The 23,977-nt window shown below is 68.9% G+C and carries 19 protein-coding genes and 11 pseudogenes; 13 read left to right on the top strand and 17 right to left on the bottom strand.

The features are described 5' to 3' along the window. The first annotated feature begins 23 nt into the window (after positions 1–23). Both ACFU53_RS22025 and ACFU53_RS22030 read left to right on the top strand, forming a co-directional pair. Positions 24–929 carry a trypsin-like serine peptidase gene (locus ACFU53_RS22025; RefSeq protein WP_383994889.1) on the top strand — a complete coding sequence of 302 codons (906 nt, stop codon included), beginning with the start codon at positions 24–26 and terminating at the stop codon, positions 927–929. A 30-nt stretch (positions 930–959) separates the two neighbouring features. After that, positions 960–1,466 (top strand): hypothetical protein, encoded by a 507-nt coding sequence (locus ACFU53_RS22030; RefSeq protein ID WP_383994891.1) that lies wholly within the window; start codon positions 960–962, stop codon positions 1,464–1,466. Positions 1,467–1,705: 239 nt separating this feature from the next. Here the strand turns inward: ACFU53_RS22030 and ACFU53_RS22035 are convergent. The 6 genes and pseudogenes from ACFU53_RS22035 to ACFU53_RS22060 all read right to left on the bottom strand — a co-directional run. After that, a pseudogene (locus ACFU53_RS22035) lies at positions 1,706–1,798 on the bottom strand (peptidase inhibitor family I36 protein); the annotation flags it as partial. Between the two features lie 129 nt (positions 1,799–1,927). Continuing rightward, the gene (locus tag ACFU53_RS22040) at positions 1,928–2,827 is read right to left on the bottom strand and encodes an LLM class flavin-dependent oxidoreductase (protein ID WP_383994894.1); all 900 of its coding nucleotides are present in this window, start codon (positions 2,825–2,827) and stop codon (positions 1,928–1,930) included. Between the two features lie 10 nt (positions 2,828–2,837). Further along, positions 2,838–3,368, bottom strand: a pseudogene (locus tag ACFU53_RS22045) (DUF6924 domain-containing protein); the annotation flags it as partial. Between the two features lie 74 nt (positions 3,369–3,442). Continuing rightward, positions 3,443–4,588 (bottom strand): RNA polymerase sigma factor, encoded by a 1,146-nt coding sequence (locus ACFU53_RS22050; protein WP_383994897.1) that lies wholly within the window; start codon positions 4,586–4,588, stop codon positions 3,443–3,445. A gap of 8 nt (positions 4,589–4,596) precedes the next feature. After that, the gene (locus ACFU53_RS22055) at positions 4,597–5,004 is read right to left on the bottom strand and encodes a YciI family protein (protein WP_161066178.1); all 408 of its coding nucleotides are present in this window, start codon (positions 5,002–5,004) and stop codon (positions 4,597–4,599) included. A gap of 124 nt (positions 5,005–5,128) precedes the next feature. After that, positions 5,129–5,618 (bottom strand): annotated as a pseudogene (locus tag ACFU53_RS22060) (hypothetical protein); the annotation flags it as partial. A gap of 119 nt (positions 5,619–5,737) precedes the next feature. Between ACFU53_RS22060 and ACFU53_RS22065 the strand changes: the two are divergent. After that, a pseudogene (locus ACFU53_RS22065) lies at positions 5,738–6,435 on the top strand (XdhC family protein); the annotation flags it as partial. 110 nt (positions 6,436–6,545) lie between these two features. On the opposite strand, the pseudogene ACFU53_RS22070 reads toward ACFU53_RS22065, so the two are convergent. Both ACFU53_RS22070 and ACFU53_RS22075 read right to left on the bottom strand, forming a co-directional pair. Then, positions 6,546–6,968: pseudogene (locus ACFU53_RS22070) on the bottom strand (winged helix-turn-helix transcriptional regulator); the annotation flags it as partial. A gap of 64 nt (positions 6,969–7,032) precedes the next feature. Further along, positions 7,033–7,366: pseudogene (locus tag ACFU53_RS22075) on the bottom strand (aldo/keto reductase); the annotation flags it as partial. Positions 7,367–7,512: 146 nt separating this feature from the next. Between ACFU53_RS22075 and ACFU53_RS22080 the strand changes: the two are divergent. The 3 genes from ACFU53_RS22080 to ACFU53_RS22090 all read left to right on the top strand — a co-directional run bounded on the left by ACFU53_RS22080 (position 7,513) and on the right by ACFU53_RS22090 (position 9,800). After that, positions 7,513–7,860 (top strand): helix-turn-helix domain-containing protein, encoded by a 348-nt coding sequence (locus tag ACFU53_RS22080; protein ID WP_383994901.1) that lies wholly within the window; start codon positions 7,513–7,515, stop codon positions 7,858–7,860. A 262-nt stretch (positions 7,861–8,122) separates the two neighbouring features. Continuing rightward, positions 8,123–8,296, top strand: coding sequence for a CsbD family protein (locus ACFU53_RS22085; RefSeq protein WP_383994903.1), 174 nt, complete (start codon positions 8,123–8,125; stop codon positions 8,294–8,296). Positions 8,297–9,668: 1,372 nt separating this feature from the next. Next, a complete protein-coding gene (locus ACFU53_RS22090) occupies positions 9,669–9,800 on the top strand; it encodes a hypothetical protein (protein ID WP_383994906.1) in 132 nt (43 codons plus the stop codon). A 371-nt stretch (positions 9,801–10,171) separates the two neighbouring features. Here the strand turns inward: ACFU53_RS22090 and ACFU53_RS22095 are convergent, their stop codons facing one another. Next, positions 10,172–11,029, bottom strand: coding sequence for a hypothetical protein (locus ACFU53_RS22095; protein ID WP_383994910.1), 858 nt, complete (start codon positions 11,027–11,029; stop codon positions 10,172–10,174). Between the two features lie 383 nt (positions 11,030–11,412). On the opposite strand from ACFU53_RS22095, the pseudogene ACFU53_RS22100 reads away from it, so the two are divergent. Next, a pseudogene (locus ACFU53_RS22100) lies at positions 11,413–11,780 on the top strand (glycoside hydrolase family 6 protein); the annotation flags it as partial. A 407-nt stretch (positions 11,781–12,187) separates the two neighbouring features. Here ACFU53_RS22100 and ACFU53_RS22105 read toward each other — a convergent pair. Beyond that, positions 12,188–14,254: a SpoIIE family protein phosphatase gene (locus tag ACFU53_RS22105; RefSeq protein WP_383994914.1), complete on the bottom strand. Its 2,067-nt coding sequence runs from the start codon at positions 14,252–14,254 to the stop codon at positions 12,188–12,190. 1,084 nt (positions 14,255–15,338) lie between these two features. On the opposite strand from ACFU53_RS22105, the gene ACFU53_RS22110 reads away from it, so the two are divergent. Next, positions 15,339–15,854, top strand: a complete 516-nt coding sequence (locus ACFU53_RS22110; protein ID WP_383994917.1) for a hypothetical protein — start codon at positions 15,339–15,341, stop codon at positions 15,852–15,854. Positions 15,855–16,045: 191 nt separating this feature from the next. Further along, positions 16,046–16,389, top strand: a pseudogene (locus ACFU53_RS22115) (class I SAM-dependent methyltransferase); the annotation flags it as partial. A 34-nt stretch (positions 16,390–16,423) separates the two neighbouring features. On the opposite strand, the gene ACFU53_RS22120 reads toward ACFU53_RS22115, so the two are convergent. The 4 genes from ACFU53_RS22120 to ACFU53_RS22135 all read right to left on the bottom strand — a co-directional run bounded on the left by ACFU53_RS22120 (position 16,424) and on the right by ACFU53_RS22135 (position 18,859). After that, on the bottom strand, positions 16,424–16,690 hold the full coding sequence (locus ACFU53_RS22120; RefSeq protein ID WP_383994944.1) for a hypothetical protein: 267 nt from the start codon (positions 16,688–16,690) through the stop codon (positions 16,424–16,426). Positions 16,691–16,782: 92 nt separating this feature from the next. Beyond that, positions 16,783–16,950, bottom strand: coding sequence for a hypothetical protein (locus ACFU53_RS22125; protein WP_383994920.1), 168 nt, complete (start codon positions 16,948–16,950; stop codon positions 16,783–16,785). Positions 16,951–17,074: 124 nt separating this feature from the next. Beyond that, complete coding sequence (locus ACFU53_RS22130) at positions 17,075–17,578, bottom strand: TnsA-like heteromeric transposase endonuclease subunit (RefSeq protein WP_383994923.1); 504 nt, start codon at positions 17,576–17,578, stop codon at positions 17,075–17,077. 372 nt (positions 17,579–17,950) lie between these two features. Continuing rightward, the gene (locus ACFU53_RS22135; RefSeq protein ID WP_383994926.1) at positions 17,951–18,859 is read right to left on the bottom strand and encodes a class I SAM-dependent methyltransferase; all 909 of its coding nucleotides are present in this window, start codon (positions 18,857–18,859) and stop codon (positions 17,951–17,953) included. Positions 18,860–19,324: 465 nt separating this feature from the next. On the opposite strand from ACFU53_RS22135, the pseudogene ACFU53_RS22140 reads away from it, so the two are divergent. Continuing rightward, a pseudogene (locus ACFU53_RS22140) lies at positions 19,325–19,615 on the top strand (DUF6193 family natural product biosynthesis protein); the annotation flags it as partial. A gap of 83 nt (positions 19,616–19,698) precedes the next feature. Here the strand turns inward: ACFU53_RS22140 and ACFU53_RS22145 are convergent. Beyond that, complete coding sequence (locus ACFU53_RS22145) at positions 19,699–20,448, bottom strand: hypothetical protein (protein ID WP_383994929.1); 750 nt, start codon at positions 20,446–20,448, stop codon at positions 19,699–19,701. Positions 20,449–20,561: 113 nt separating this feature from the next. Here ACFU53_RS22145 and ACFU53_RS22150 point away from each other — a divergent pair. Then, positions 20,562–20,774 (top strand): annotated as a pseudogene (locus tag ACFU53_RS22150) (transposase family protein); the annotation flags it as partial. Between the two features lie 242 nt (positions 20,775–21,016). Here ACFU53_RS22150 and ACFU53_RS22155 read toward each other — a convergent pair. Then, the gene (locus ACFU53_RS22155; RefSeq protein WP_383994932.1) at positions 21,017–21,403 is read right to left on the bottom strand and encodes a hypothetical protein; all 387 of its coding nucleotides are present in this window, start codon (positions 21,401–21,403) and stop codon (positions 21,017–21,019) included. Positions 21,404–22,622: 1,219 nt separating this feature from the next. Here ACFU53_RS22155 and ACFU53_RS22160 point away from each other — a divergent pair. Next, positions 22,623–22,829 carry a hypothetical protein gene (locus ACFU53_RS22160; protein ID WP_383994935.1) on the top strand — a complete coding sequence of 69 codons (207 nt, stop codon included), beginning with the start codon at positions 22,623–22,625 and terminating at the stop codon, positions 22,827–22,829. Then, the gene (locus tag ACFU53_RS22165; protein ID WP_383994938.1) at positions 22,826–23,209 is read left to right on the top strand and encodes a hypothetical protein; all 384 of its coding nucleotides are present in this window, start codon (positions 22,826–22,828) and stop codon (positions 23,207–23,209) included. The genes ACFU53_RS22160 and ACFU53_RS22165 overlap by 4 nt, the downstream gene beginning before the upstream one ends. Before the next feature lie 47 nt (positions 23,210–23,256). Here the strand turns inward: ACFU53_RS22165 and ACFU53_RS22170 are convergent. Continuing rightward, positions 23,257–23,879 (bottom strand): annotated as a pseudogene (locus ACFU53_RS22170) (NAD-dependent epimerase); the annotation flags it as partial. Positions 23,880–23,977 lie beyond the last annotated feature (98 nt).

The following is a 23,977-nucleotide window of genomic DNA, read 5'->3' on the forward strand; positions in this document are numbered from 1 at the left end:
CCCGATCATCCGAGAGGACACCCATGTCGCCCAGCCCGTACCGAGGCGCGCGCCGCACCGTCTCCGGTCTCGCCACCGCCCTGCTGGCCCTGGCCGGCCCCCTGGCGGCCCCGGCCTCATCCGCGGTGGCCGCCGCCGGAACCGGGCAGGTCAGTAAGGTCACCTACACGGCGGCGGAGCGGGCCGCCGCCCTCTCGCACTGGACGCCCGCGCGCATGAAGCAGGTCGGCCGCTCCGTCGACCTGGGGCCGACCGGACCGCTCAGCAAGCCCTGGACCGGCAAGGACATCCCCAGCATCGGCCGGCTCTTCTTCGTCAACTCAAGGGGGCAGGACACATGGTGCACTGCCAGCGCCGTCGCCGGCGGCAACCGCTCAGTGATCATGACCGCCGCCCACTGCGCGCGCCTCGGCTCCTCACCCGCCAACACCTACAGTGACATCGTCTTCGTCCCCGGCTACGCCAAGGGCAAGGCGCCGTACGGCCGCTATGCCGTCAAGGCGACCATGACACCGCGCTCCTGGGCCGAGGACACCGTCAATGACATTGCGGCGATGGTCGTCGCCACCCCGGCCAAGGGCAAGCGGCTCACCGACGCGGTGGGGGCGCAGAACATCGCCTTCGGCCGTCCGGCCGGTGAGCGGGTCACCGCCTTCGGCTATCCGGCCACCACTCCCCAGCGGGGCGAGAAACTGCTGTACTGCGTCGGTACCACCCAGCGCGCCCCCGAGGGCGAGCAACGCGTCCCGTGCGACCTCGGCGGCGGCGCGAGCGGCGGTCCCTGGCTCGCCGGCTTCAACTCCGCCACCGGCAAGGGCACCGTGGTGTCGGTCAACAGCCACGGCCAGGGCAACGGCGGCAGCCCGATGTACGGGCCCACGCTCGGCAAGACCGCGCGCGCCGTCCACGACGCCGCCCAACGCGGCTGAGCACCGGAGTTCCGGCCGGGCTGGAGCGGCGTGCCGTCCCGGGAAGTCCTCGACGGCTGCCCGAACGTGACCACCGAGGTCACCCTCGCCCACCCACACGGGCGGCCGGTCCCCTGCACCGTTGGTGATCTCTTCCGCCCCGGATTCGGGACGGGCATGAAACTGGCGCCGAACGCCGCGCCCGGGGTGGAGCAGTACGCCGAGACAGCTGTCGAGAGTGCCTGCCATCTCGCCGGCATCAACGGTCCGGAGAGCTGGAACGCGGCAGCCGCAGACGACGGCCTGGACACGATTGACGTCCTCGCCGACGCGCTGTCCGTACTCGGACCGGATATCGCGGCGGCCCTCGCTCCGGTGAGGGCCGCCACCGTCGACGCGCGCCGGCGCCTCGGACTGCCGACGGCGAGGGAAGAAACCGTGGTCACGACGGGATTTCCGGGGCATCGGTACAGACGGCTGACCACAGGTCGCCAGCGTCGTTGGCCAGGTTGTGGAGACCACCTCGCGGCGCCCGGCCAGCAACGCTTCCCTGGCTGAGAACCACCCTGCCGCACCATCCACGGCTCGCATCGCTGCGCCGGCCAGCGGCCCGCCGCCTGGTCGGGCCGTGAAGCGCGGCAAGGTACCGCACCAGCAAAGAGGATCTGGTCCGCTGCAGCACCAGATCACGTTCAACCGCAGTCGTTGCTGTTGATCTTCAGGGAGCGGGTCTGGTCGTTGGGGTTGTAGGAGCGCAGGTCGTGAATCGAACCTCCGCTGCGGGTCACGCACACCCACCTGCCGGAGTAATTCCTCTTCTCGCACACCCTGGCCGCACGCTCCGAGTTGTTCCTGACCGAGCTTGCGCGGTCACGGATCGCGGAAGGCAAATCCTTCCCCGCAGCGTCGGCGGGGCCTGGTCACCGCGCGGCGCGCGTACCGCCCCCAGCATCGTGACCCCGCCCCGTGACGGGCAATTGCGTATTCTGCATCAGTCACACCGAAGGAGGCGCGGAGGATCACTCGGACGAAGCACTCAGGTCCGAGGGTGCTTGCCAGGCTCCGAGCACGGCCTCCAACTGCCCCAGCGGATCCTCGCCCACGAAGCGCAGGACGACCGTGTCCGCGCCGGCCGCCGCGAGTTCGCGGATGCCGTCGGCGGCCCGGGCGGCGTCGCCCGAGACGGTGAAGACCTCCCCCTGGGGGCGGCCCAGCCAGGCGCCGTGGCCCTCTGTGTGGGGGTGGAGGGTGCGGGCCACCTCGTCGGGATCGTTGCCGACGCACGCGAAGGCGAAGACGGTCAGGGTGTGGTCGGCAGTGGCGCCGCCCTTGGCGGTCAGCTCACGGATGTGTTCCAGATCGCGCGGTCCGTGGCCCTCGGCGATCAGCGTGCCGTCGGCGACCCGGCCGGACAGTTCGAGGGAGCGAGGGCGCACCACGCCCGCGACGACCGGCGGGACCTCGGTCGGCGGATGCACCAACTTCACTCCGTCCAGCTGTACTTCACGCCCCGTCAGTTCGACGCGCTCACCGCGCAGCAGCGCGCGCACGGAGGTGATCGTCTCCTCCAGCAGAGCCAGTGGGGAGCGGGGGGCGACGCCGACCTGGGCCATCCACTCCCGCACGCCGTGCCCGATGCCGGCCACCAGCCGGCCGGGGAAAACCCGGGCCAGCGTAGCCAGTTCCATCGCCAGCAGCGCCGGGCTGCGCAACGGGGCCGGGGTGATGCCGATGCCCACCCGCAGGCGGTGTGTAGCGCCCAGGGCCACGGCCGCCGCCGACACGCCGCCGTTCCAGCCGAGGTCCTCCACCACCCACAGGTCATCCACACCGAGCGCCTCGGCCCGCCGCGCGAACTCGGGCAACCCCTCCGGGGCCCAGTCGCGGTCGTGCATCACACCGATCCGTACGTTTGTCATGTGGGGGAACCTATGCGGCCAACGACGAGAGGATCAAGGGCGTATCCCACCTGGCGAACGCCCCACCGGCAAGGCCTATGGCGCTCGGTATGAAGCCCGCTGACGCAGCTTGTCTGCCAGGCCATGGTCTTGACCGACCCCAACGGCGCGGCCATGGGTCGTGGGTGATGCCGCCGACCCGGGCATGAGGATACAAACGGGACGCACGATCTTTGACACTGTCAGTAGTGCTCTTCCCGGTAGACGCCGTCGGCGCCGACACCACTACCCCACTCACCGAAACTCGTGTTCGCCAGTTCCATGTTGACGACGAAGGAACCGGCCGCTGCGAGGTGATTCTGAAGGGATCGTCGTCATCGTCGGGCAGGTTGTTCACGGCCAGCAGCGGGAACTCTGCGGAGGCCAGTGCCCGCTCGTCGGCGATGAGGACGAGAGTGCTGTCGGGCCAGTCCTCGTCATCGCGCCCGATCCGCGCCTGGATCCGATCCCCGGTGAAGCCCGCGTAGGCGCGGTTGTCGATGACGGTGATCGACTCGTAGTGCTCCGATTCCTGCGCACGTCGACGCGGGCGTCAACGTGCAGACACGTGCCGCGGGAAAATCCGAGCGCGACCCGTCAGCGACATCGGCGGGCGTTGAGCCGGGCGGCCTGGCGCGTCAGGTGATCGCGCTCGGCGAGATTGGGTGCCTTGTGGGCCGCCTCGGCGTACAGCCGTACCGCCGTCGCCAGGTCGCCGTCGCGCTCGTGGAGGTACGCCGCCACCGCGGCGTGGCGGGGCAGTGAGGCGTCCAGCGCCTCGAGCGCCGCCAGGCCGGCGCGCGGCCCGTCGGCCTCCCCGACGGCGACCGCGCGGTTGAGCCGGACGACCGGGCTGTCGGTCAGGCGCGTGAGCTCGTCGTACCACTCGACGATCTGCACCCAGTCGGTCTCCTCGGCGGTGGGCGCGTCAGCGTGGAGTGCCGCGATGGCGGCCTGGGCCTGGAACTCGCCCAGCCGGTCGCGGGCGAGGGCCGCCTGGAGGATCCCGACGCCCTCGGCGATCAACACAGTGTCCCACCGGCCGCGGTCCTGCTCGGCGAGCGGCACCAGGCTGCCGTCGGACACGGTCCGGGCGACGCGCCGGGCGTGGTGGAGCAGCATGAGGGCGAGCAGCCCGGCCACCTCGGGGTGGTCGATCCGGGCCGCGAGCTGCCGGGTGAGCCGGATGGCCTCGGCAGCGAGGTCGACATCGCCGGAGTAGCCCTCGTTGAAGACGAGGTAGAGGACGCGCAGCACGGTGGCGACGTCGCCGGGCCGGTCGAAGCGCACGCCGGAGACGGTGCGCTTGGCCCGGCTGATGCGCTGCGCCATGGTCGCCTCGGGCACCAGGTAGGCCTCGGCGATCTGGCGGGTGGTCAGCCCGCCGACGGCGCGCAGCGTGAGCGCGACCGCCGATGCCGGGGTCAGCGACGGGTGGGCGCACAGGAAGTAGAGCTGGAGCGTGTCGTCCACCGCGGGCGCCGGCCCGGGCGCCGGCTCCTCCTCGACGCGGTCCTCACGCCGGTGGCGGGCGGCGTCGGCGCGCGTCGCGTCGAGGAACTTGCGCCAGGCCACGGTGACCAGCCAGCCCTTGGCATCCCGCGGCGGGTCGGCCGCCCAGACCCGGAGCGCCTCGACCAGAGCGTCCTGCACGGCGTCCTCGGCCGCCGCGAAGTCGGCTCCGCGGCGGACGAGGACGGTGAGCACGCTCGGCGTGAGACTTCTGAGCAGGACCTCGTCCATCGGTGACGTTACTCCGTGATGGTGGGCGGCGCGGCCAGGAACGGGCGCACCTCCAGCCACTCGTGGATCGGCTTGCCGCCCGCCCCAGGGGCGGCCGACAACTCCCCAGCCAGTTCGACGGCGCGCTCGTAGCTGTCGACGTCGATGATCATCCAGCCGGCGATGAGGTCCTTGGTCTCCGCGAACGGTCCGTCGGTGACCGGCGGGCGCCCCTCACCGTCGTAGCGGACCCACGCTCCCTCGGGGGCGAGCGCCTGACCGTCGACGAACTCGCCTGTCTTCTCCAGCCGGGCCGCGAAGTCGTTCATGTACTGCACATGCGCCGAGATCTCCTCCGGGCTCCACTGGTCCATCGGCACGTCGTTGACCGAAGCCGGGGCTCCGCGGTAGTGCTTCAGCAGCAGGTACTTGGCCATCGTCGTTCTCCTCCGTGCTCGTGCGACCCATTGTGGTCGCGTTCACCCCGGGGACGGAGCCGGACGCGGTTTCTCGACATCGCCGTCCGATTTTTTTGGCGCACGTCCACTTGTACGGCGACACCTGCGCGAGCGTGAACCGGCCCGGCTGCCGCTCGGCCAGCCAGCCCCGCGCGACCAGACGTCTCGCCTTCGACCGCAGTGCCTCCACCTTGGCCGACACCGCGTCCAGACCGGACATCACGGCCAACTCCTGGCAGGTCTACGGCCCTTGATGGAGCCGGTCCCGGTCCGCGAGCGCGGTGAGGATGCGCTGATAGTCCACCGACAGCACCGACCAGGCCAGCCCCTCACACCACACCGGAACCTGCGACCTCGCCGCCCGCCCGGACACCGAGCACGCGTCCGGGCCGGAGGCGACCTCCTCAACAGCGATGCTGCCGACGTCCGGAGCCAGGACCATGCCCACTCGCCTGCGGGCGATCGCCCACTCCTGCCATTCCTCCTCGGCCGCGGCAGCTCGGCTGAATGCGATCGGCTTCCTCACGCAATCCCTCGACTCGACGGCAAACGGCGAGCTCGTGCTGTTCCAGCAGTCCGACCACCGACGGTATCCGCAACCTCCTGGGGAGCAACGACACGACGACACGACACGCCACCACTCCCACCGAATCACCGGACCTATGCCTGACCAGCGAAAACGTCGCCCTCAGATTCGGAACGACAACAGCTTCTCAGCGTCACCGGCAACGGCGGCATTCACGGCGGAGTAGCGGGCGGCGAGGGCTGGGAGGGGGCGGTCGCAGCGCAGGCTCGCGCGCTGTTGCACGCAGGCCGTAGCGGCCGGGTCGAGGTCGGCGGAGACGCGAGCACCTTTCCAAAGAGGCTGTCCGTCCTCGTCCACACCCATGCGTCCCGCCCCCGGATGCTGATCTTCGGCGCCATCGACTTCGCCGGCGCACTCAGCGAGGTCGGCCGGTTTCTGGGCTACCGGTCACGGTGCGCGACACTCACCCCGTCTTCGCCCCGGCCCGCTTTCCGCACGCCGACGAGGTCGTGGCCGACTGGCCGCACCGCTACCTCGCCACCACCGAAGTGGACGCACGGAGCGCCATCTGCGTCCTCACCTACGATGCCAAGTTCGACGTCCCCCTGCTGCGCCTGGCACTGAGCCTGCCGGTGCGATACGTGGGCGCGATGGGCTCCCGCCGCACCCACGCGCATCGACTGGAACTACTGCGAGAGGCGGGCGTCCCAGAGGAGCACCTCGCCCGCATGCACTCCCCGATCGGCCTCGCCCTCGGCGCCCACACGCCCGAAGAGACGGCCATCTCGATCGCGGCGGAGATCACCGCCCACACGCATCAGGGCTCGGGGACACCGCTGTCCTGGAGCACCGGCCCGATCCATCGGCGACGCACCGCATCGTGAGCGTGCCGTGGCCGGTCTCCTGCCCGACATGATCGGCGCGGGTTTCGCTCACGGACGACTCGCAGGGCCGAAGGAGACGGCGCCGCAACTGGATCCCGCGGCCACAGAGTTCAGTTCGGTTGAGCAGGGCTTCCGCCAGGGCCCCGCCTGCGGTGGCGGTAGAGGACCCGCATGGCTTCGCTCGCCGCAGGTCCGCCGGTGAGGACGTAAGCGTCGCTGTCATCGAGGCGGTGGCCGGTCGACACGTCGACGACGACGGGGTCGATCTCCTCGCCGAGGTCGCGTCGCTGAGGACCATGCTGCGTTACTCCGATGCGAGGCGGGAGTTGTCCCAGACGGTCAGGGCCATGGTGACCGGCCACAGGGAGCGCCCCAGATCGGTGAGCACGTACTCGTGACGCCCGGATTGGTCTGGTGGGCGCGGCGCTCCAGCAGGCCGTCGGCGACCAGGGCCTTGAGCCGGGTGGTGAGCATGCTGGAGGAGATGCCGAGGTTCTCCTGGAGCTGGTCGAGCGGGAGTAGCCGTCGAACGAACGGGCTTTTCAGCACGGTGCCCCGACTTCGTCTGCCGAGAGTGCCGGCCTCAGGCCTCAGGGATAGGGGCTGGTGGAGCAGCAGCAGGTCGAGCTGGTCGACGCCGAGCTTGCCGGCGGCTCTTGTCGAAGGAGTGCAGCGTGGCGTCGTAGCCGTAGTCGCTGATCCAGATCTTCGTCTCGACGAATACCTCGTCGCGGGCTATGCCGGAGCGGCGGATGCCTTCACCGACCTCACGCTCGTTGCCGTACGCGGCAGCGGTGTCGATGTGGCGGTAACCGACGCGCAGGGCCTCTTGGACCGCCGCGGTCGTGACGTCGGGCGGGGTCTGGAAGACGCCGAGCCCGAGGGCAGGCAGTTCCACACCGTTGTTCAGAGTGATCGTGTTCTTGGCCATGCTTCGACCGTAGGCGCGTGGGCGGCGGGGGTGGGAGTCCCCGTTGTTGTCCCCCGCCGGCCATCCCCCGGATGCAGGCACGCCGGCGCTGGGGGCTACTGGCAGCCACCCCCACACACGGGACCTCGCGCGTTACGGTGGATCGCATGGACCTTGGCCGTGACGTGCAGCAATTCCTCACCGAGATGCGCGCCCGCATCACTCCGGAGGAAGCCGGCGTGACCGTCTTCGGCGGCGAGCGCCGCGTCCCCGGGCTGCGCCGCGAGGAGGTCGCCCAGCTGGCGGGAGTCAGCACGGCCTACTACACCCGCATGGAACGCGGGAACCTGCGCGGCGTCTCTGAGAGCGTGCTGCGGTCGCTGGCCCGCACCCTGCGCATGGACGACACAGAGACCCAGCACTTTTCGACCTCGCCCGCACAGCCTCCGAGGGCGCCCCGAAACGTCGTGGCAAGCCCCGGCCGACGCGGCTGCCCCAGCGGGCAGCGCAACTGATCGAGACCATGTCCGACGTGCCGGGTAGCGCCGCCGTCCGAGATCGGTGAGCGGGACCAGACACTGATTCGCGGAGCCCCGCGTCGTCGCCTTCGCTTCGGAATCAGCGGACCACCACACCCTCGGCCCTGCCTCCCCATCCTCGCCGACGGACAGGTACGCGGACACCGCAAACTGGGGGCCCGAGCAATGTTTGGGCGCCACGCTGAGGGCCACTTGGCGTAGTGACACCGAGGTCAGACTTGTCAGGGAGTGATGAACGGTGGCACGCGAGCAGAAGGCGAAGGCGAAGAAGGAAGAGGTCAAGGGCAAGGCCAAGGAGGCGGCGGGCCGCGCCATGGGCAACGAGAAGATGGAGGCCGAAGGCCGCGGCGGCCAGGCGAAGGGTGATGCACGCCAGGCGAAGGAGAAGACGAAGGACGTCTTCCGGCACTGACGAACGCCGAACCTTGGACTGACCCCCGACGAGAGGCGGGGGTCAGTCAGCTGTTCCCGGCCGTACGTCCGCTGTTGCGAGCGTCAGCACCCACGCCAGCGGACAGAGGCAAGATCGGCTCCGAATGGACCCAGGAGGCCGGCCAGCGGATCACCACCGAGAACACCACTCGCAAGCAGCGAGTACGGCAACTCACTACCGACAACCGGACCCTGGAGGAGCGGCTGAAGGCCGCACGGCCGAGGGGCCCGATCACCCATCAGGTGACGGGGTCCCTCGGTCGGGACCACAGCGATCGCCGGTCGGCCAGCCGGGCCGCCCGACGCAAGACGGCTTCAACAGGGGCGTGCTCCCGGGCAAGGCTTGGTCGTTCGGGCCGTTGTCGGCAATACGTGCAATCAGGATCACCGCAGACGCCTTCACGCCACTGGTCGCACACCACGCACAGCGCTGCGTCATACCGTTCGCAGTAGCCCTGCCTGGTGCCGCACCGCATGCATGATCCGGACTTCGGCCGGAGGGCGGAGGGGCGCTTACGAGGCATCCCCCTGTCCGAGGTTCAGCATCTCCGCAACCACCATGGCTGAGACGGATCGCCATAGCAGTCCACGATCGTGCGGGACCAGTAGAACTCGTCAAGAGGATGCACCCGTCGCCGGAGCTCCCGCGACGCGCCTGGCGGAAGCCCGCACAGAGCTTGCTCCAGCATCTCTCGTGGATGAGCGTCAGGGGGGCAGCACGCCTCGACCCCGCAGCCACGGAGCTGCGGATCTGTCAGCCTGCGGGCCGGCCCGTGAACGGTGCCGACCCACCGCGTCATCGCGTCGGCGATGGCCCCTGGCCACAGATGTGAATCCTCGAACGCGGCAATCTCGCTCTGTGCGCGCGCCGAGACCCCAGAAACGGTCTTCCTGCCACGCTCCGGGCGGAGCCTGCGCGACAGCTTGGCGCGCACCTGGCCTGGCCGTCTACGCGCCATAGGCCTTTCGTTGGTTCGTCATGGACGACATCCTCGCAGAGGGAGGCCACATTGATCAATGCGGCCCCGTCCATCCGACCTGTCCTCTCTCGACCTGTCCTCGCTCCGAGGGTCAGACTTCCCGGCCTTTCTCGATCCTCCGTCGAGAACATGTAAGCAACGCATCGCCGCAGGTCGAAGGCCATCTATGGACTCCCGCGGTCGGTAAAAAAGGTCTGGCAGAACCAGGGAGCGAGCAGAAGGCGGGGGCTTCTCCTTCGACGCGGCCGACACGGTCCGGTCCCAGCAAGCACTGTCCGGTGACCATGGGCACAACTGGCTGAGCGTGCGATGCCCGACCCTGCTGACCCGGGGCACGCGCAGCGACGAACTGTCGGCCCCCACGCCCGCGACATGGCAGCGAAGCGATCGATCCGTCTCATCGAGCTGCCCGCCGGACACGTCGTTCACCACGACCAGCCCGACGCCTTCGCCGAATGCGTTCGGCGGTTCCTGGCACCCGTCGCCACCATCACCACCCCATAGCTCGTCGGCACTGTCGCGCGGATCGCAATCGCCATGCCTGCGCGGATCGGCCGGGCCGATTGTGCCGTTACATCCAGTGACAATCGCGGCCAGTTGACTTCCCAGCAACTGGCCGCGAGCGGGGAATCCCAACTGGCCGCTATCAACGGTGCCGGGCGCCGTGGCCGTTCCGACGAGCGAAGCCTCGGCCGCCTCTTCCTCCCCCGTACCGCTCATGGCCGCCCGTCCTGCCACGGCCTTTCCTCGACCGTGATCGCCAGGACCAGGTAGATCGGGCGGTCCGCGATTCGACCGCCCCTCAGCTCCACGTGCACACCAGCGACGATCGGGACGGGCCTGCGTCACGGCGGCGATCGGCGGCTGTCCGGCAATCAGCCGTGCGACGGGCGGAGGACGGCCAAGGACCATGTCCTTGTGACATGGCTGATCGGTACCTCGCGTGATCGTTCCTGGACAGTCACTGTCAACCGGTCGTCCACGAGGGAGAGTTCGCCGTGAAAGCGCCACGCCTCATCCGGTGGTACGGGCAGCAGCTCGGCCAGGACGGTGTCCTGAAGACGGCGGTCGACCGCACGCAGCACGCCCGCGTCGAGCACCACGATCGTCCCGTCGGCCAGGACCACGGGGCGGGAGACCTGGCCGTGCGACAGCCGGGGACCGCGCTCGATGCCGCCGTCTGGCAGCAGTCTCACGACGCGTGATGCCTTGCTCCGGCCGCGCTCCACCACACGGACCGTTCCATCCAGGTCGGGGACGTAATGCCCGTAACTGCGCCAGGTTGTCAGTAAGGTGCCGTCCCGGTCGTGGAGCCAGGTGTCGAAGACGTCGTAGCCCCCCAGGCCGAGGACGAACCGTCCACCGCCCACAGGGGAGCCTCGCTCGCCGCGCAGTTCGGCGATTTGCCGTCCGCTGTCCAGGTCGAAGAGCAGCGCGGGGCCGAGGAATCCCCATGCGTGGTAGTCGGGCGAATACGTCAGTGCCAGCAGACGGTTTCCCGAGACATGGGCCTCGTGCGGCTTCCCCGCGCAGCGGTGACGCCACCGCTCGCGTCCGTCCGCGCCGATACTGGCGAGGTCCTGGCCCTCCCCCACGATCCGACCGTCACCGACATCGGCCAGGACCACCCTTCGAACCGTGGGTTCCAGGGGCAGGACCACCTCTCGCGCCGCTGGCGCCATGGGGCCGTCCAGCCGATGGTGACTGAGCACCTCGACCCGCCAACCGCCCATGCCCTGTCCCTCCCTTGACCAGCCAGCCGCGATCCTCGCACAGGGTGTGTTCCGGCCGGGTATGCCTGCTCGTCGTTGATCGCGAAGGCGGGTGGAGCCGGGCCGTGCTGGTTACCTGCTGAGCGGTCACTGTTGCCGCTGGTGCAGTGCTTGCTGTTGCGGGCCGACTCGCTTGAGAAGTCCGGGGACGGCCGGTCGGGGGCAGGCGGTCAGGGTGAGCGGTCAGAACAGACGAGACGGTTCGGGCCCGGCTGCGGCGGCAGGCGGGCCCGATGCCGCTGGGTGCCTGCGGGAACAGTTGCCGGGGCGATCGCCTCGATCCGTCGGCAGACAGCGGTGATCCTGGCTGGTGTCCGATCAGTGCCCACTCTGGTCCCGCCAAGACGTGGGCGTACCTCGACGCCGGCAACCCGGGCTGGGCGCACCCGGCGACCATGGCCCGGCGCCTCCACGCTTCATCCCGCCGAGAACACCGCCTACGGCAACGCCGTCAACAGGGAGCTGGGCGCCCGCTACGGCTACACCAAGCCGTTCGTCGTGGACACCAGCCGCAACGGCAACGGCTCACGGCCAGTGGTGCGACCCCCTTGGCCGCCGTATCGGCACCCCCACCCGGCTGGGCGGAGGCGCCGAGATGTTCCCGTGGATCAAAGTCCCGGGCGAGTTTGACGGCAACTGCGGCGCCGGAGCGGGCTCCTCGGCCGGGCAGTTCCTCCCCGAGGTCGCCTACAGGATGATCTACGGCTACTGATCCAGGACTCCCGTGGCCTGGGTCATCCCCGCCCCGCGACCGGGCCACGGGCACCGTCCGCCTCCAGCCGGGGTCACCGCTCACGACCTCCCGCCCAGGCTATCGGCGGCCGGCCGGGGCGGCGGGCGCGTTCCCCGTAGTTCCGCACCAAAAGTCTTGTGGCGAGGCGTCTGGGCTGAGCTCTTTCTCCGGCTGAGGCATGGGGGTCCCTGGGAGTGATGCGGATACCTCATGCCTCCGCATCCGGATCTACACACGGGTCTCGCGTCCTGCCTGGATGGTGGCTGACCGGTTCTGCACCAATACCCTGCAAGGTGCTCGTGACCACACTGTCTGCGACGTCGTACAGCGGCACCCCGGCGTCGGTCAGGCGCTGTCGGGAGCCAGTCCGGGGTACGGGACGGGCATCAGCTCCCGTACCGGGCGAGGAGCAGCGCCACATCGTCCTCAGGCTCACGGTCCAGGGCGCCGAGGAGCATGTCACACGTCTCCTCCAGGGGGAGGCGGGTGCCCTCCAGCAGGCGGAGCAGGCGCTGCAGTCCTGCTTCGACGGGTGTTGCACGGCTTTCCACCAGGCCATCCGTGAACAACGCGAGCATTGCCCCTTCGGCGAGTTCCCGCTCCTCGACGGTGAACGGCACGCCGCCCACCCCTAGTGGCACTCCACCGACGGTGTCGAGGAGTTCGGCCTTCCCGTCCGGGTCGACCAGGGCCGGCGGCAGGTGGCCCGCGCGGGAGAGTTCGCACCGGCCGTGCCGGGGGTCGCAGACGACGTAGAGGCAGGTGGCCAGCATGTCGGAGTCGCCGAGGGACGCGGCGAGGCCGTCGAGGTGGTGCAGCAGCTCGGCCGGAGGCAGGTCGAGCCGGGCGAGGGCGCGAGTGGCCGTGCGGAGCTGGCCCATGATCGCCGCGGCGTGAACGCCCTTGCCCATCACGTCGCCGACGACGAGTCCGACTTTGTCGTCCTTGAGCGGGAGCACGTCGAACCAGTCCCCACCCACCTCGCTGACGGCGGGCAGATAGCGGGAGGCGACCTCGATGCCGCCGTGATGCGGTGGCGGCTCCTGGGACAGCAGGCTGCGCTGGAGGGTGAGAGCAGTGTCGCGTTCGCGTCCGTACAGCCGCGCGTTGTCGATGCAGATGGCGGCGCGCGCGGCCAGCTCGGTGGCGAGGGTGAGGTCCTGGTCGTCGAACGGCCGGGGGCTGACCGTGCGGCACAGGCTGAGCGCGCCCAGTACCTCGCCGCGGGCCATCAGGGGAGCGGCCAGATAGGAGTGGACACCGGCGTGCCGCAGCGTCTCGGCTGCTGAATCGTCCCTCGCGATACGCCGTATCGCAGTGTCGTCCACATGTTCCAGCAGGATCGGCCGTGCCTCACGTACGCACTGGGTGACAATCCGAGACGAGCTGTACAGGGCAGGCTCCCCGACCGGGTCCGCGGCCTCGATCGCATCGGCGGGATGACTTGCTTTGAGGGCGAGCGCCGAGAAGTCGAGGGAACCGTCCGCCCGTGGTGCTGCCGTGCCGCCAGGGTTGACCACCGAGTCGAGTACGTCGACGGCCGCGAGGTCGGCGAGCTCGGGAACGGCCACATCCACGAGTTCGTATGCCGTCCGGCGCAGGTCGAGCGTGGTGCCGATACGGACGCCGGCGTCAGCTATCACCGCCAGGCGCTCGCGTGCTTTCGCGATCTCGGCCGCCGCCCGCTGCCGCTCAGAGATGTCGAGGATTGCCATCGCCAGGCCCAGCACACGCCCATTGGCACCCTCGATCCGGTGGTACGACTCCGAGTAGGCGTGATCTTCGCTGTCGGCGGCCGTCCGGCCGACCGTCTGCTGATCCAGCAGTGGCTCACCGGTCCGCAGGACCTGCCGCATCCGCGACTCGATGGCCTCCACGTCGAGAGCCGGCAGCACCTCGCCGACGCGCCGGCCCAGTACCGCTTCCTCGGGGACGCCGTTGATGCGTTCCAGTGACGGATTGACACGCACCCACCGCAGGTCCGTGTCGAAGACCGCGATGCCCACCGGCGACTGGCTGACCAGGATGTGGGACAGGGCCAGGTCCCGCTCCACGTTCTGTACGGTCTCGGCGTCGGTACCCAGACCGAGGGCATGGACGTCGCCACGGGCATCGCGCAGCTGCATGGTGCGGAACTCCACCCGGCGCGTGGAGCCGTCCTTGTGCCGCACCGGAAAGACCCCCGCCCAGCGCGCGCCCGTGCGCACGCGGTCGAACAGTTCGTGTGCCCGGGACCGGTTCTCCGGGGCCACCAGCAGTGCACCCGCGTCCTGACCCAGCGCTTCTGCGGCGGAGAAACCGAGCAACGACTCGGCTTCGGGACTCCACAGCACGATCCGGCCATCGCTCCCCAGGACGAGGGCCGCCACTCGCAGCACGTCCAGCAGCCCACCCGGCGCGGCAGTGACCTGGTCCTGCCCGCCGCTCCCGGTCCGGGCCTTTTGCTCAGGCATTCCGGGGCTCCATTTCTGCGGCAGCACACGGGCGCGCTCTGGGCCCCTCCCCACCGCCGGGCTTATGTCAGTCATACCTCTACCGACCGAACACCGCACACCCTGGCCACCTGTGCCGCACGAGTCAGCGCAGTTTCCTGGAGAGAAACGCGAGCGCGGGGCGGACAGCGGAGCGAGGGATGCGGCAGCGAGGTAAACGGGCACGCTGTCGCTACACATGCTGCGTCACCCTCGGCCATGTCGTCATAGCTCAGCGCGAAGGGGACGGCGATCAGACACACAGTGACGTCGTGGCCGAGGGGGTAGCCGACAGCGGGGTAGGCGCTGATCCAGTCGGCGAGGAACAGCCACACTCCAACGCATCGAAGCGCTGATGACGGAGTTCCTCAGCCCGCTGGTCCTGTGTACCGACCACTCTGGAGGAGGGTCCCTGCCCCGATCGTGGGTACGACGGCGCGCTGATCCCCGAACGCCACGCTGCGGTGGACGGCTTCATCACGGCGAGCTTGTCAACGCTCACAGCAGGCACTTTCCGCTGAGCTTGAAGCGCCTGTGCCGAGGGCGGATGACGAGGGAGGGGCGGGTGCGGATGAGTTCGCCGTCGCCGAAGACCGGCCGGCACCTGGTGCGGGGAAACAGGCGCTCACCACATGGACACAGGCGAAGACGCCGGCCAGCACGCCCCCCACCGCGCTGAACACCGCCCCGAGCTTCCAGCCCCCGCCGTCACGGCCACGACCGACCAGAAAGACCACGACCGCCGCTATGAACAGCAGCATAGACAGCACGAACACAGGTATCCCCCTCCGAAAACGGACCCGCGCCGCCTCGCGGGCGACGCGCAGCGCATCGTAACGAGCCCCACTCCCCCGCCCGTACGCAACCCTGGTGGTGAAGCTTCCCCCTGTGACTGGACACCCGGAGACTGGGACTTGAGATTCCAGAGGAAGTAGTGCTGAGGTGGGTAGTCAGCGCTCGAAGCGGTTTTCGGAAAAGTTCAAACGGGACGCAAATGCGTTGGCGCGTATCCGGACAGGGGCCCAACAGGGTTGTCCTGAACAGGAAACCAGGGGGAAGACGAACCGTGGCTATCTGCTTCGAGCTCGTAGTGAACTTCGGGGCCAACATCGAGTCAGCACAAAGTGCCGCTCTCACCGCCCCCAAGCCAGGGGTGCTTCACGCGGGTGCCCATCGCATCCCTCTCCACCGCCCGATGCTCGGAACGGCAGGCTCATACCTCGAGCTCTCCATCCTGCCGGTTGCCGTCGGCTGGGGCGTCGGCCTCGACGGTAGCCTCCCCAAATTCCGGCTCACCGCAGCCGAGCTCACCGACCTGGGACGCCAGCTATACGAGCTGCTTGCAAAGTTCGACGGATATGTCACCGCACGGGTCGGCTGGGATCCGGAACCGCTGCTCGACCCCGTTGAACTCAAGACTGAGTGGTCGGAGGAACTGACCAATGGCAGCCTCCACGGACTCGTCCTCTGCGAGGGGCTCCACGCCGAGCTTGGCCTTGGCGACGACTACGTTCCGTTCCAGCCCGGATACCGTTGGATGCCGTATCGAGGTGAGAAACCAAGCAACCTCACCGCAGACTAGCGACGGCGGGGTCCCTGCTTGGATCAGAACTCATCCACAGATACTGACAATTGCTCATTTCAACAGCAGTCGGCGATCAGCGCGCTCGCAGATGTTCACGGGAAATGACGGCGCTGACGTAAACGAGGAGGTTCGCGCCGATCACAGGGCGACGAGGGCGTCCGGGGAATCAGACACAGTAGTCGCGGGCCATGCCCGAGACATCGGTGGCGCACTTCTACGACGAACTGGCCGACGACTACCACCTGATCTACACAGACTGGACGCCAGTATCCGTCGGCAGGGGGACGCCCTGATCGGCCAGGATCGCGCCGCGGTGCTCGACTCGACTGTTCCTGCGGCATCGGCACGCAGGCCATCGGCCTGGCGCTGCGCGGGCGCACCGCATCGCCGGAACCGACCTCAGCCCCCGCGCCGTTGCCCGCGCTGCCCGTGAGGCCGCCTGCCGGAGCCTGAGCCTGCGCGCGGCCGCCGCCGACGACATGCGACGCCTCCCGTTTCCGATGCCCTGTTCGACACCGTCGTCTGCGCCGACACTGATCCATCTGCGGACCACGAACCCGATCGAGTCACGGTGCGTTTCTGCCGCACCAGATCGGACAATGCCCGTTCCAGCGCGTCTTGGCGGCGTCCGGTGACTGCTGCGAGCCGGTCGGCGGGCGTTTGCCGCGCCCGTAGTCCGGAAAGCCGACGAGGTATCTGCGTAGGTAGCTGGGCCTGAGGTGGTTGGCGCGGGCCAGTCGGCGGACGTAGGAGTCCGTACCTTCCCCGGTTCTTGGACGGGGGCGGACCGGCAGCAGCCGGAGCTGACCATTGTCGTTCTCGCCGGTGCTCACGAGCGGGTGGCCGGATCGTACTCGGGCCGGGGACAGGTGCCCGCCGGGGCGTCTGGCGGCACCCCGGTCAGCAACTCGACGAGGTGCCGCTGTCACCACAGTGCGCGGTCCGCCACCTCCTTGGGCAGGTGCCCCAGGGTGCGGTTCGTCTGCCCGGACAGCGAGGTGCGGATCGCGGGGGCGGCCGACCCCAATCCAGCCCGTTCACCGGCGCCGAGGACGGCGAAGTCCTCGGCGGCCTGGAGATGGACCTGGTCCAAGAGCTGCCGGTGCCGTGGACGTCGGCCAGACGGACCTGCATCCCGGTTAGCCCGACCACCGTGTAGGTGTGTTCCTGGAACCGGACACGGTCGCCCAGCTGCAGCTGCCCCGGACGCGCGGACCTCACGGTCGCCCCCTGCCCGCCAGACAGACGACCGCCCCCGCACCCAGTTGCGCCGAGACCAGATCTGCCGTCAGTTCGTGCTGCCAGAGCAGGTGATAGAGCACCAGCAGCACCGCCAACCGGTCTCCGACCCGCTCGGCCCCAGCAAGAAGCAGCCGCGGTTCGCAGAACACCTCCCGCAGTCGGTCCGCCACCGGCGCCCGGCAGCAGTGCGGATGCCGGTAGCGCGCCAGCCAGCGCAGATTCACCCGCAAGGGGTGGCTCAGGTCCCCGACCAGCCGGAACTGCCCCCCGACTCGCAGATCCGCGCGGTGCACGCGAAAACCTCGGCGGCCTCCTGGTCGACCAGATCCTGCGGCCGGACATCGACGACCGCCGGTCCCATCGGCCAGCCGCGCGAAGTAGTCCGGGGTGTGCTCGCGTTCCCGGTCACCATCCGGCCAGACCAGGCGGAACGGCTGGGTGGCCAGAGCCACGACGGCGGGTTCGAAGTCCAGAGCCATCGCCGCGTCCCGCTCCACCCCATGACTCGTAGCCCACCAGGGAACGCGAGGTCACCGCCCAGTACTCACCCGTGAAGTTCTTCTGCCCCTTGAACGCCGTGAACTTCCGGGCCGGTGAGACAAGTTGGAGGGGCTCGCCCCAGTAGCGGGTCAGCGGACCGAGCCGACGGGCGCCGTCGGCACCGACGAACCCACCTGGACGTCCGACGCGTACTCCCGGGCGGATACCGCCTCCGCAGGCTCGCCCATGTGCCCTCCCCAGCACTCTGGCCGTAGTGCGAGCGTGGAACAACTTCGAGCGTTCCGAGGTCCAGAAAGCGGAGGCGTCACCTAACGAGGGATGGCCCGCTTCAAACCCACTGACAAACGAGCTCAGCCCTTCCCGGTGCCGTCGAGTTGGAAGTGCCAGATGACCACGATCGGGGAATCGTCCAAGGCCGCGGCCGACGCTTCCGAGCACCAGTGCAACAGGTCCCAGGACATGTAGGTCGGGAGTGGGTCCGGGGCGGTGCCGGAGTCGAGGGAGTGGCGCGGGCGGCGGGGTTCCTCGCAGTGCCGGACCTGGAAGCCCAGTGGGAGGGCTGCGGCGAGGTAGGCGCTGAGCGGGCGGTGGTATTCGGCGAGGAGGGAGGGGCGGCCGTCCGGGCCGGGACGGCGGGCCAGGGTCGGCCGGAGGTAGGACACCAGCAGGTGGGCATCCGAGATCACAAGGTTCCCGCCTGGGCGCAGTACACGCGCGAACTCGGCCAGCACGGCGGCCAGATCGGGGACGTGAGTCAGGGCGAGTGCGCAGACGACAGTGTCGACCGCGTTGTCGGGAAGCGGCAACTGGTGCAGCTCGGCCTCGTGAAAGTCGACATCTGGCAGGCCCTTGCGGGCCTGGGCGAGCATTTCGGGCGAGGCGTCGACGCCGATCACATCGTGGCCGAGTTCATGCAGATAGATGGTGTGGCGGCCGGTCCCGCAGGCCGCGTCCAAAGCCGCGCCGACGGGCAGGCTGTCCAGGATGCGCCGGACAACGGGCTGCTCCACGTCGATCATCTGGTTGCCGGGGGCGTCATAGTGCGGCGCCCACTCCTGGTAGACGTCGGCCGCGCTGATCGTGCCCGGACTCGCCGTGACTCCCTCGGCATGCGCGAGGGCGGGCACATCCAGCAGGGTGCGGATCTCGGCGATCCGGGCCTCGACGAACGCCCGGTCGGCCCTCCCTTCCCTGATGCCACGCAGCAAAGCAGCACCCTCGATGCCCAGCAGATATCCCAGGGGGCTCAGATAGGTCATCCCACGGACGGTACGGACTCATGCTCCGACGGCTCCACCGGTTTTCCGGCACTTCGAGCGGCCGTCATCGGTGGACCAGATCACCTGCGGCCACTGACGAATCAGACCAGATCATCTGAGGCGGAAATCAGGTCGCCAGAGACGGGACACCTGTACTACAGCTCGATGTCGATGTGCTCCTGTCCTGTCGCAGTGAAGGTGGCCATCGGAACGCTGTGACCAGCGCTGGTTCAGGTTGACTGAGACAGCGGCACGATTCTCGTCTCAGTCGACCTGAACTGCAGGGACCTCTTTCACGGCCTCCTGTTCCGCCATGAACTCGTCGGGGAGCAGGAAAAGCACGGTGATCGCGCATCTTGCGTGGCCGTGCCCCGGGGTCTTTCGTCGTTGACGGGGTAGTGAAGGTGCCACATCGTCGGGGTTATGGGATCTGAAGGCGCGAAGCGCAGTCACGCAGAGGCTTGGATGCAACTCCTGGAGGCGAATCGTCCTCAGGCGGCTGAGGACGACCAGTCCTCGCCGTCCCTGTGGTTGTTGCTTCAGGCTGCCAGGCGTGAGTCGTTGCTGAGTGCGATGTATCCGTGGATCTCGATGCAGCAGCTCAGCGTGTCGGCATCGGACAGCTGGGAGGAGTGGGGCCATGAACCACTCCCGGCGATGTTCGCCCATCCGGATTCTTATGTGGTAGTGGGCCGCTCGGATCCTGGAGACCGTGTCGCTTTCGAGACTGCCGATCCCGCCGAGGCGGTCGCGTTCGCAGCCCGTCTGGTCCGCGATCAGCGGGCAGCTCAGGCGAAGGCACCGCGCGTCTGGTCGGCTGAGGTGGCCACGACGCCTGGTCACACGTCCGGTAGAAGAAGCCAGACTTCGGAGAAGGCGAGGCCGTGCTCGTGGGTCACCACCCCGCACGGGCAGCCCAGCGAGATAAGGCGCCAGTCGCAGGTCACGGTCCACGGGCCGGCCTTACCCCCGCACGCCGGGCAAGCGACGGTCTCAGCTGTCCACACCCCGAAAGCGGGTCTGCCATAACGACGGAAGCGGCCCGCGTACCGGACCTGCCAGGGCTCGACCGGGGGCGTGAGCGGAAGAGTCCCGGGCAGGCTCGTCGAGGCCAGCACGGCGAACAGTGCGATCAAATCGGGGAGCAGGGCCTCGCCGGCCTCTGTCGCCGGCACGGCCAGGCCGTCTGCCGTTCCCGCCGGGGTCCCGTATCTCGGGGCCGCCGCCGCGCCCGGTCGGTTCGGGGTGGCGTGCCAAGGCAGGAAAGCTCGGGCGACGGCGGCCAAGAGGGCGGCTGCGGGCGAGCTGACGGTGCCTGCGTCGAGGTGGTGGAGGGTAGTGCGCAAAAGTCGTTGGAGTCGCCGGTCCCGGTCCGTTGCCAGCGTCCGTGCGGTCGCTGCCCGCCGGGCAGGGAGCGGGGCCGCGAGGCGGTCCAGGACGGCCGCTGCTGCTTCGGAGTCCGCCGCGGCAGGGCGCCACTCCCCGGCGGCCAGGAGCTGCCGTGCCTGCCCGACCTCACGGGTCAGGGCGCGCGTCTGCAGCGGCCACGGGCCGAAGGCTGCCGCGTCAGTCTCGTGCCCGCTCGTCATGGCCCCCTCTCCCTCTTCCCTCGTTCTTGCGGCCGTCGCGACGTACCCGCGTGCCCGCTGTGAGCGCCGGTGGGCATCCCATCACACAAGCGGATTGGGTGTCTCGGAGCCGCTCGGTCCGGGTTCCCTACCGCGGCGGGATGAGAGACGCCTTCCGCCGGTCAGAAGGCAGTCAACCGGTCCCACGCGAAGATCCGCGCCCTCGTCGAACAGACCGTCGCGGCCCTCAAGGCCTGGCGGATCCTCCGCAAGGTCCGGTGCTCGACCACCCGCATCACCGGTCCGTCCAAGCCATCCTCTGCCTGCGTCTGGCCAGCGCAGCATGAAGTTGAAAGGGCTCAAGGTGCCGACGCACCTTGGGCCGTGAGGTGAAGGACTCGGCGCGTCACTGATCGCCTCGTCCTGAGCCTGCCGTCGGCACTCCACATCCGCACCGTGCTGCTCCAGCAGGGCCGGCGCCGAATCCGGCTCCTCGAGACCGCTACCGGCCGCACCCACTACGCCGCCGACCCGACCCACCGCTGACAAGGCCGCGCCGAACCCATGCCGGGCGCCGGGACCTTGCCGGCTACGAGCAGTCGTATCGGTGCGTGTATGGGCGTCCGGGGCAGGTGAGGCACTCGAAGAAGTACACCCCGCCCAGGTCACCGAGCACCAGCCCAGGACCGTCGTACTCGTGGTCACGGTCCTCGACCGGGGTCCAGGTGTGCTGGGACAGGGCATCGGCCTCGGTGCTCTCAACTGTCAGCAGATGTTCCATCCGGTCCCCGCACCCGGGGCAGTCCGGCCACTCCGGCTCCTGACACCAGCCCGGGTAACCGCCCAGCTTTGTGCCGGGAGCAGTGGAGAGGTGGGTCTGGTAATCCCAGCCCGTCTCCTGATCCAGTTCCAAGAACCGAAACTCCAACTCGTCCCACATGTCGCCACGCAGGTCCCAGTAGGGGTATTCCGTCACCAGCTCCGGGTGTACCAAGCACGGACGCGGGACGTAGTTCTCCCACCTCTCGGCCGGCCTTGGTGGGGCCTCCAACACCCTCCGGACCGCCTCGGCCTTCCGCCATTGGATGTGAGGAAGGACCCAGCGATGGTCACTGTGCTTCCGCGGACACCAAAGGACTTGGAGCAGGTCGCACCCTTCGGGAAACGGAACGATGCCAGGAACGCTGGTGCGGTAGATCTGCACGACAGGAACCATCGGCGCCCCCTCATGCTCGGGGCACAGCGGCCAGGACTCCTCGGCCGGCCACAACAGAGGACCACCCACCGAGCTGTCTCGGTATGTCGGTTCGCCCGCACGCGGGTGAAGCCTCACGGTTTCTTTCCGGAAGGGCACAACCTCCGGAAACAGCTTCTCAACGTCCACAGGGCGCGGCGGTGTATGGCGGATCACGTCGACAGGCTACGAGACGACGCCCACGCCCGAACCCGCCGATCGACAGGGGTGCCGGTCGCGATCTCGTAGCCGCAGCCCATCTTGTCCTACCGCAGTCCCGCCTACGACACCGGGCACACAGTCGCCTCGGCACCCGGCGAGCGGTTGCACACCCAGGTGGTGACTGGGCGCAAACGTACGACTGTCGCTTCGACACCGACCGCGTCCCCAGACTCTTGGACCAGGTGGAAGGCGAGGGCGACACCGACGCGTGCGTGAAAGAGCTGGAGTACAGACTGCTCCTTGAGCACGACCTCGTACCCCCGCCGGCATCGCCGCCCTGCCCCCGACAGGACGGACGCACGCCGACTGGCCAGCGACATCATGGCGCGTGCGGCAGGACAGTATAGCTGCGACGAACTGCCGGCGGGGCGCGCCGTTGCGATCCTGGAGTTCCGTGAACTGCTCGACAGGCACCTGCGATCGAGGCCAGCCGACTACCTCGCGGCCTTCCGTGCACTGCTCGCGACCGAGGGGCAGAACCACTGCACAGCCGCGGTGGGAGACCTCACTGACGCCTCCTACCGCCCGGACTGTCCCTGCCGTGCAGTGGAGGTGACCGTCGCGATCGACGACTACGAACGCCACCCAGCGATCCGGGACAAGAACCTGGGCGACCCAGACCGGCGCGGCCTGCGACCCGCACCCGCCGCACGCGGAGTGCCCAGCTGTCTATATGAGCGGAACCGGCCTACCTGCGGGTTGGTACCCAAGTTGGTACCAACCCGGGTACCGTAGGGGTATGCCAGCACTCAACATCGAATTCTCCGAGGCCGAGATGGCACGCCTCCGTGAGCGAGCGACGATCACCGGCAAGAGCCTGAAGCAGCACGTCCACGACGTCACCGTGCAGGAGGCCGACCGGATCGCCTTCGTCGAGGGCGCCGTCGCAGAAGCCACCCGCATCCTGCCCGGTGTGACGGAGCGCTTCCCAGAAGGCATGCGGTGAGCCCGATCATCCGCGTCGACACCGGATGGGTTTTGCAGATCCAGGCCGCGATCTCCCCGCTCAATGTGCCGATCTCCGACTGGGGCGCACTCGGCTTCATGGCCGACCGCCACAAGTTCGAACGCGAGCGCGGAACCCTCTACTACGAAGAGGTACCCGCCCGGGCCGCCACCTTCCTGCACTCGGCCCTGCTGCTGCGTCCCTTCACCGACTACAACCTCGTCATCGGCTGGGGCTGCACCCACCAGTACATGCACCTCTCCGGCCAGCCGGTCCAGGCGAAGGACGAGGAACTGTACGAGCTCGCCCAGGCCGTGCGGGGTCAGGAAGCCGATCTCAGAATCGTCGCCCAGCGTCTGGACGCCTGGCGCGCCACGTAACCGCGCACTACCGACTCGGGAAGTACGGCAAAACGGATCCAGTCGGTTTACAGACCCTGGACCGGCTGTCCCGCCGCGAGCGATGGGTCGGCCAGGACTGCGTCGGGGTAGTCAGCGAGGGTGGTCCCGCACCACCGATGCGAAGCTCAGGTCGGGAGCCAGTCCGAGCGCGGCGGCGCGCGCGTTGTCGAAGGCGGAGGACCACGAGCCCACAATGGCCTCGACGGCAGGGGTCGTCGCGACCGTCACCAGGTCGGCGACAGCGTCGTCGGCAACCTGCCGCAGCGTGGCCATCATCCCGGCGCCCGAGACCGTGAGTGCCGGAAGGTTGACCGGCAGTCCGCCGTCGAGCCGACCCCTCTCCACCCCACCCTCTACTTTCGCGATGCGCAGGATTGCCTCGACGGTGCGTCGCGGCGAGGCCAGGGCCACCCTCAGGGCGGGACCTACGAGGCAGATGGCCGCAAGGCCCGCGAGAGGCTCGCGGATGATCGCGGATGATCGCGGACAGGAATCCGGAAGCGGCCGCGTTCGGTGTGCCCGGCCGCACCGACACGGGCATCGGGCGGGCGACGCGTCCGTCGATGCACCCGCGGCGGGTGCAGTCCGCGATCAGTTGCTCGCAGACGAGCTTCTGGATCCCGTAGCTGGATCGCGGCGTGGGGAGAGTCGGCTAGTGATCTGGTTCGGAGATGCGTGAGCAGTAGCGGCAGATGCGGTCGAGGATCTGGTCGGCAGTCTTGGTCCATTTGAAGGGTCTGGCCTGGT

The sequence above is a fragment of the Streptomyces sp. NPDC057474 genome (assembly GCF_042802555.1).
Lineage (GTDB): Bacteria > Actinomycetota > Actinomycetes > Streptomycetales > Streptomycetaceae > Streptomyces.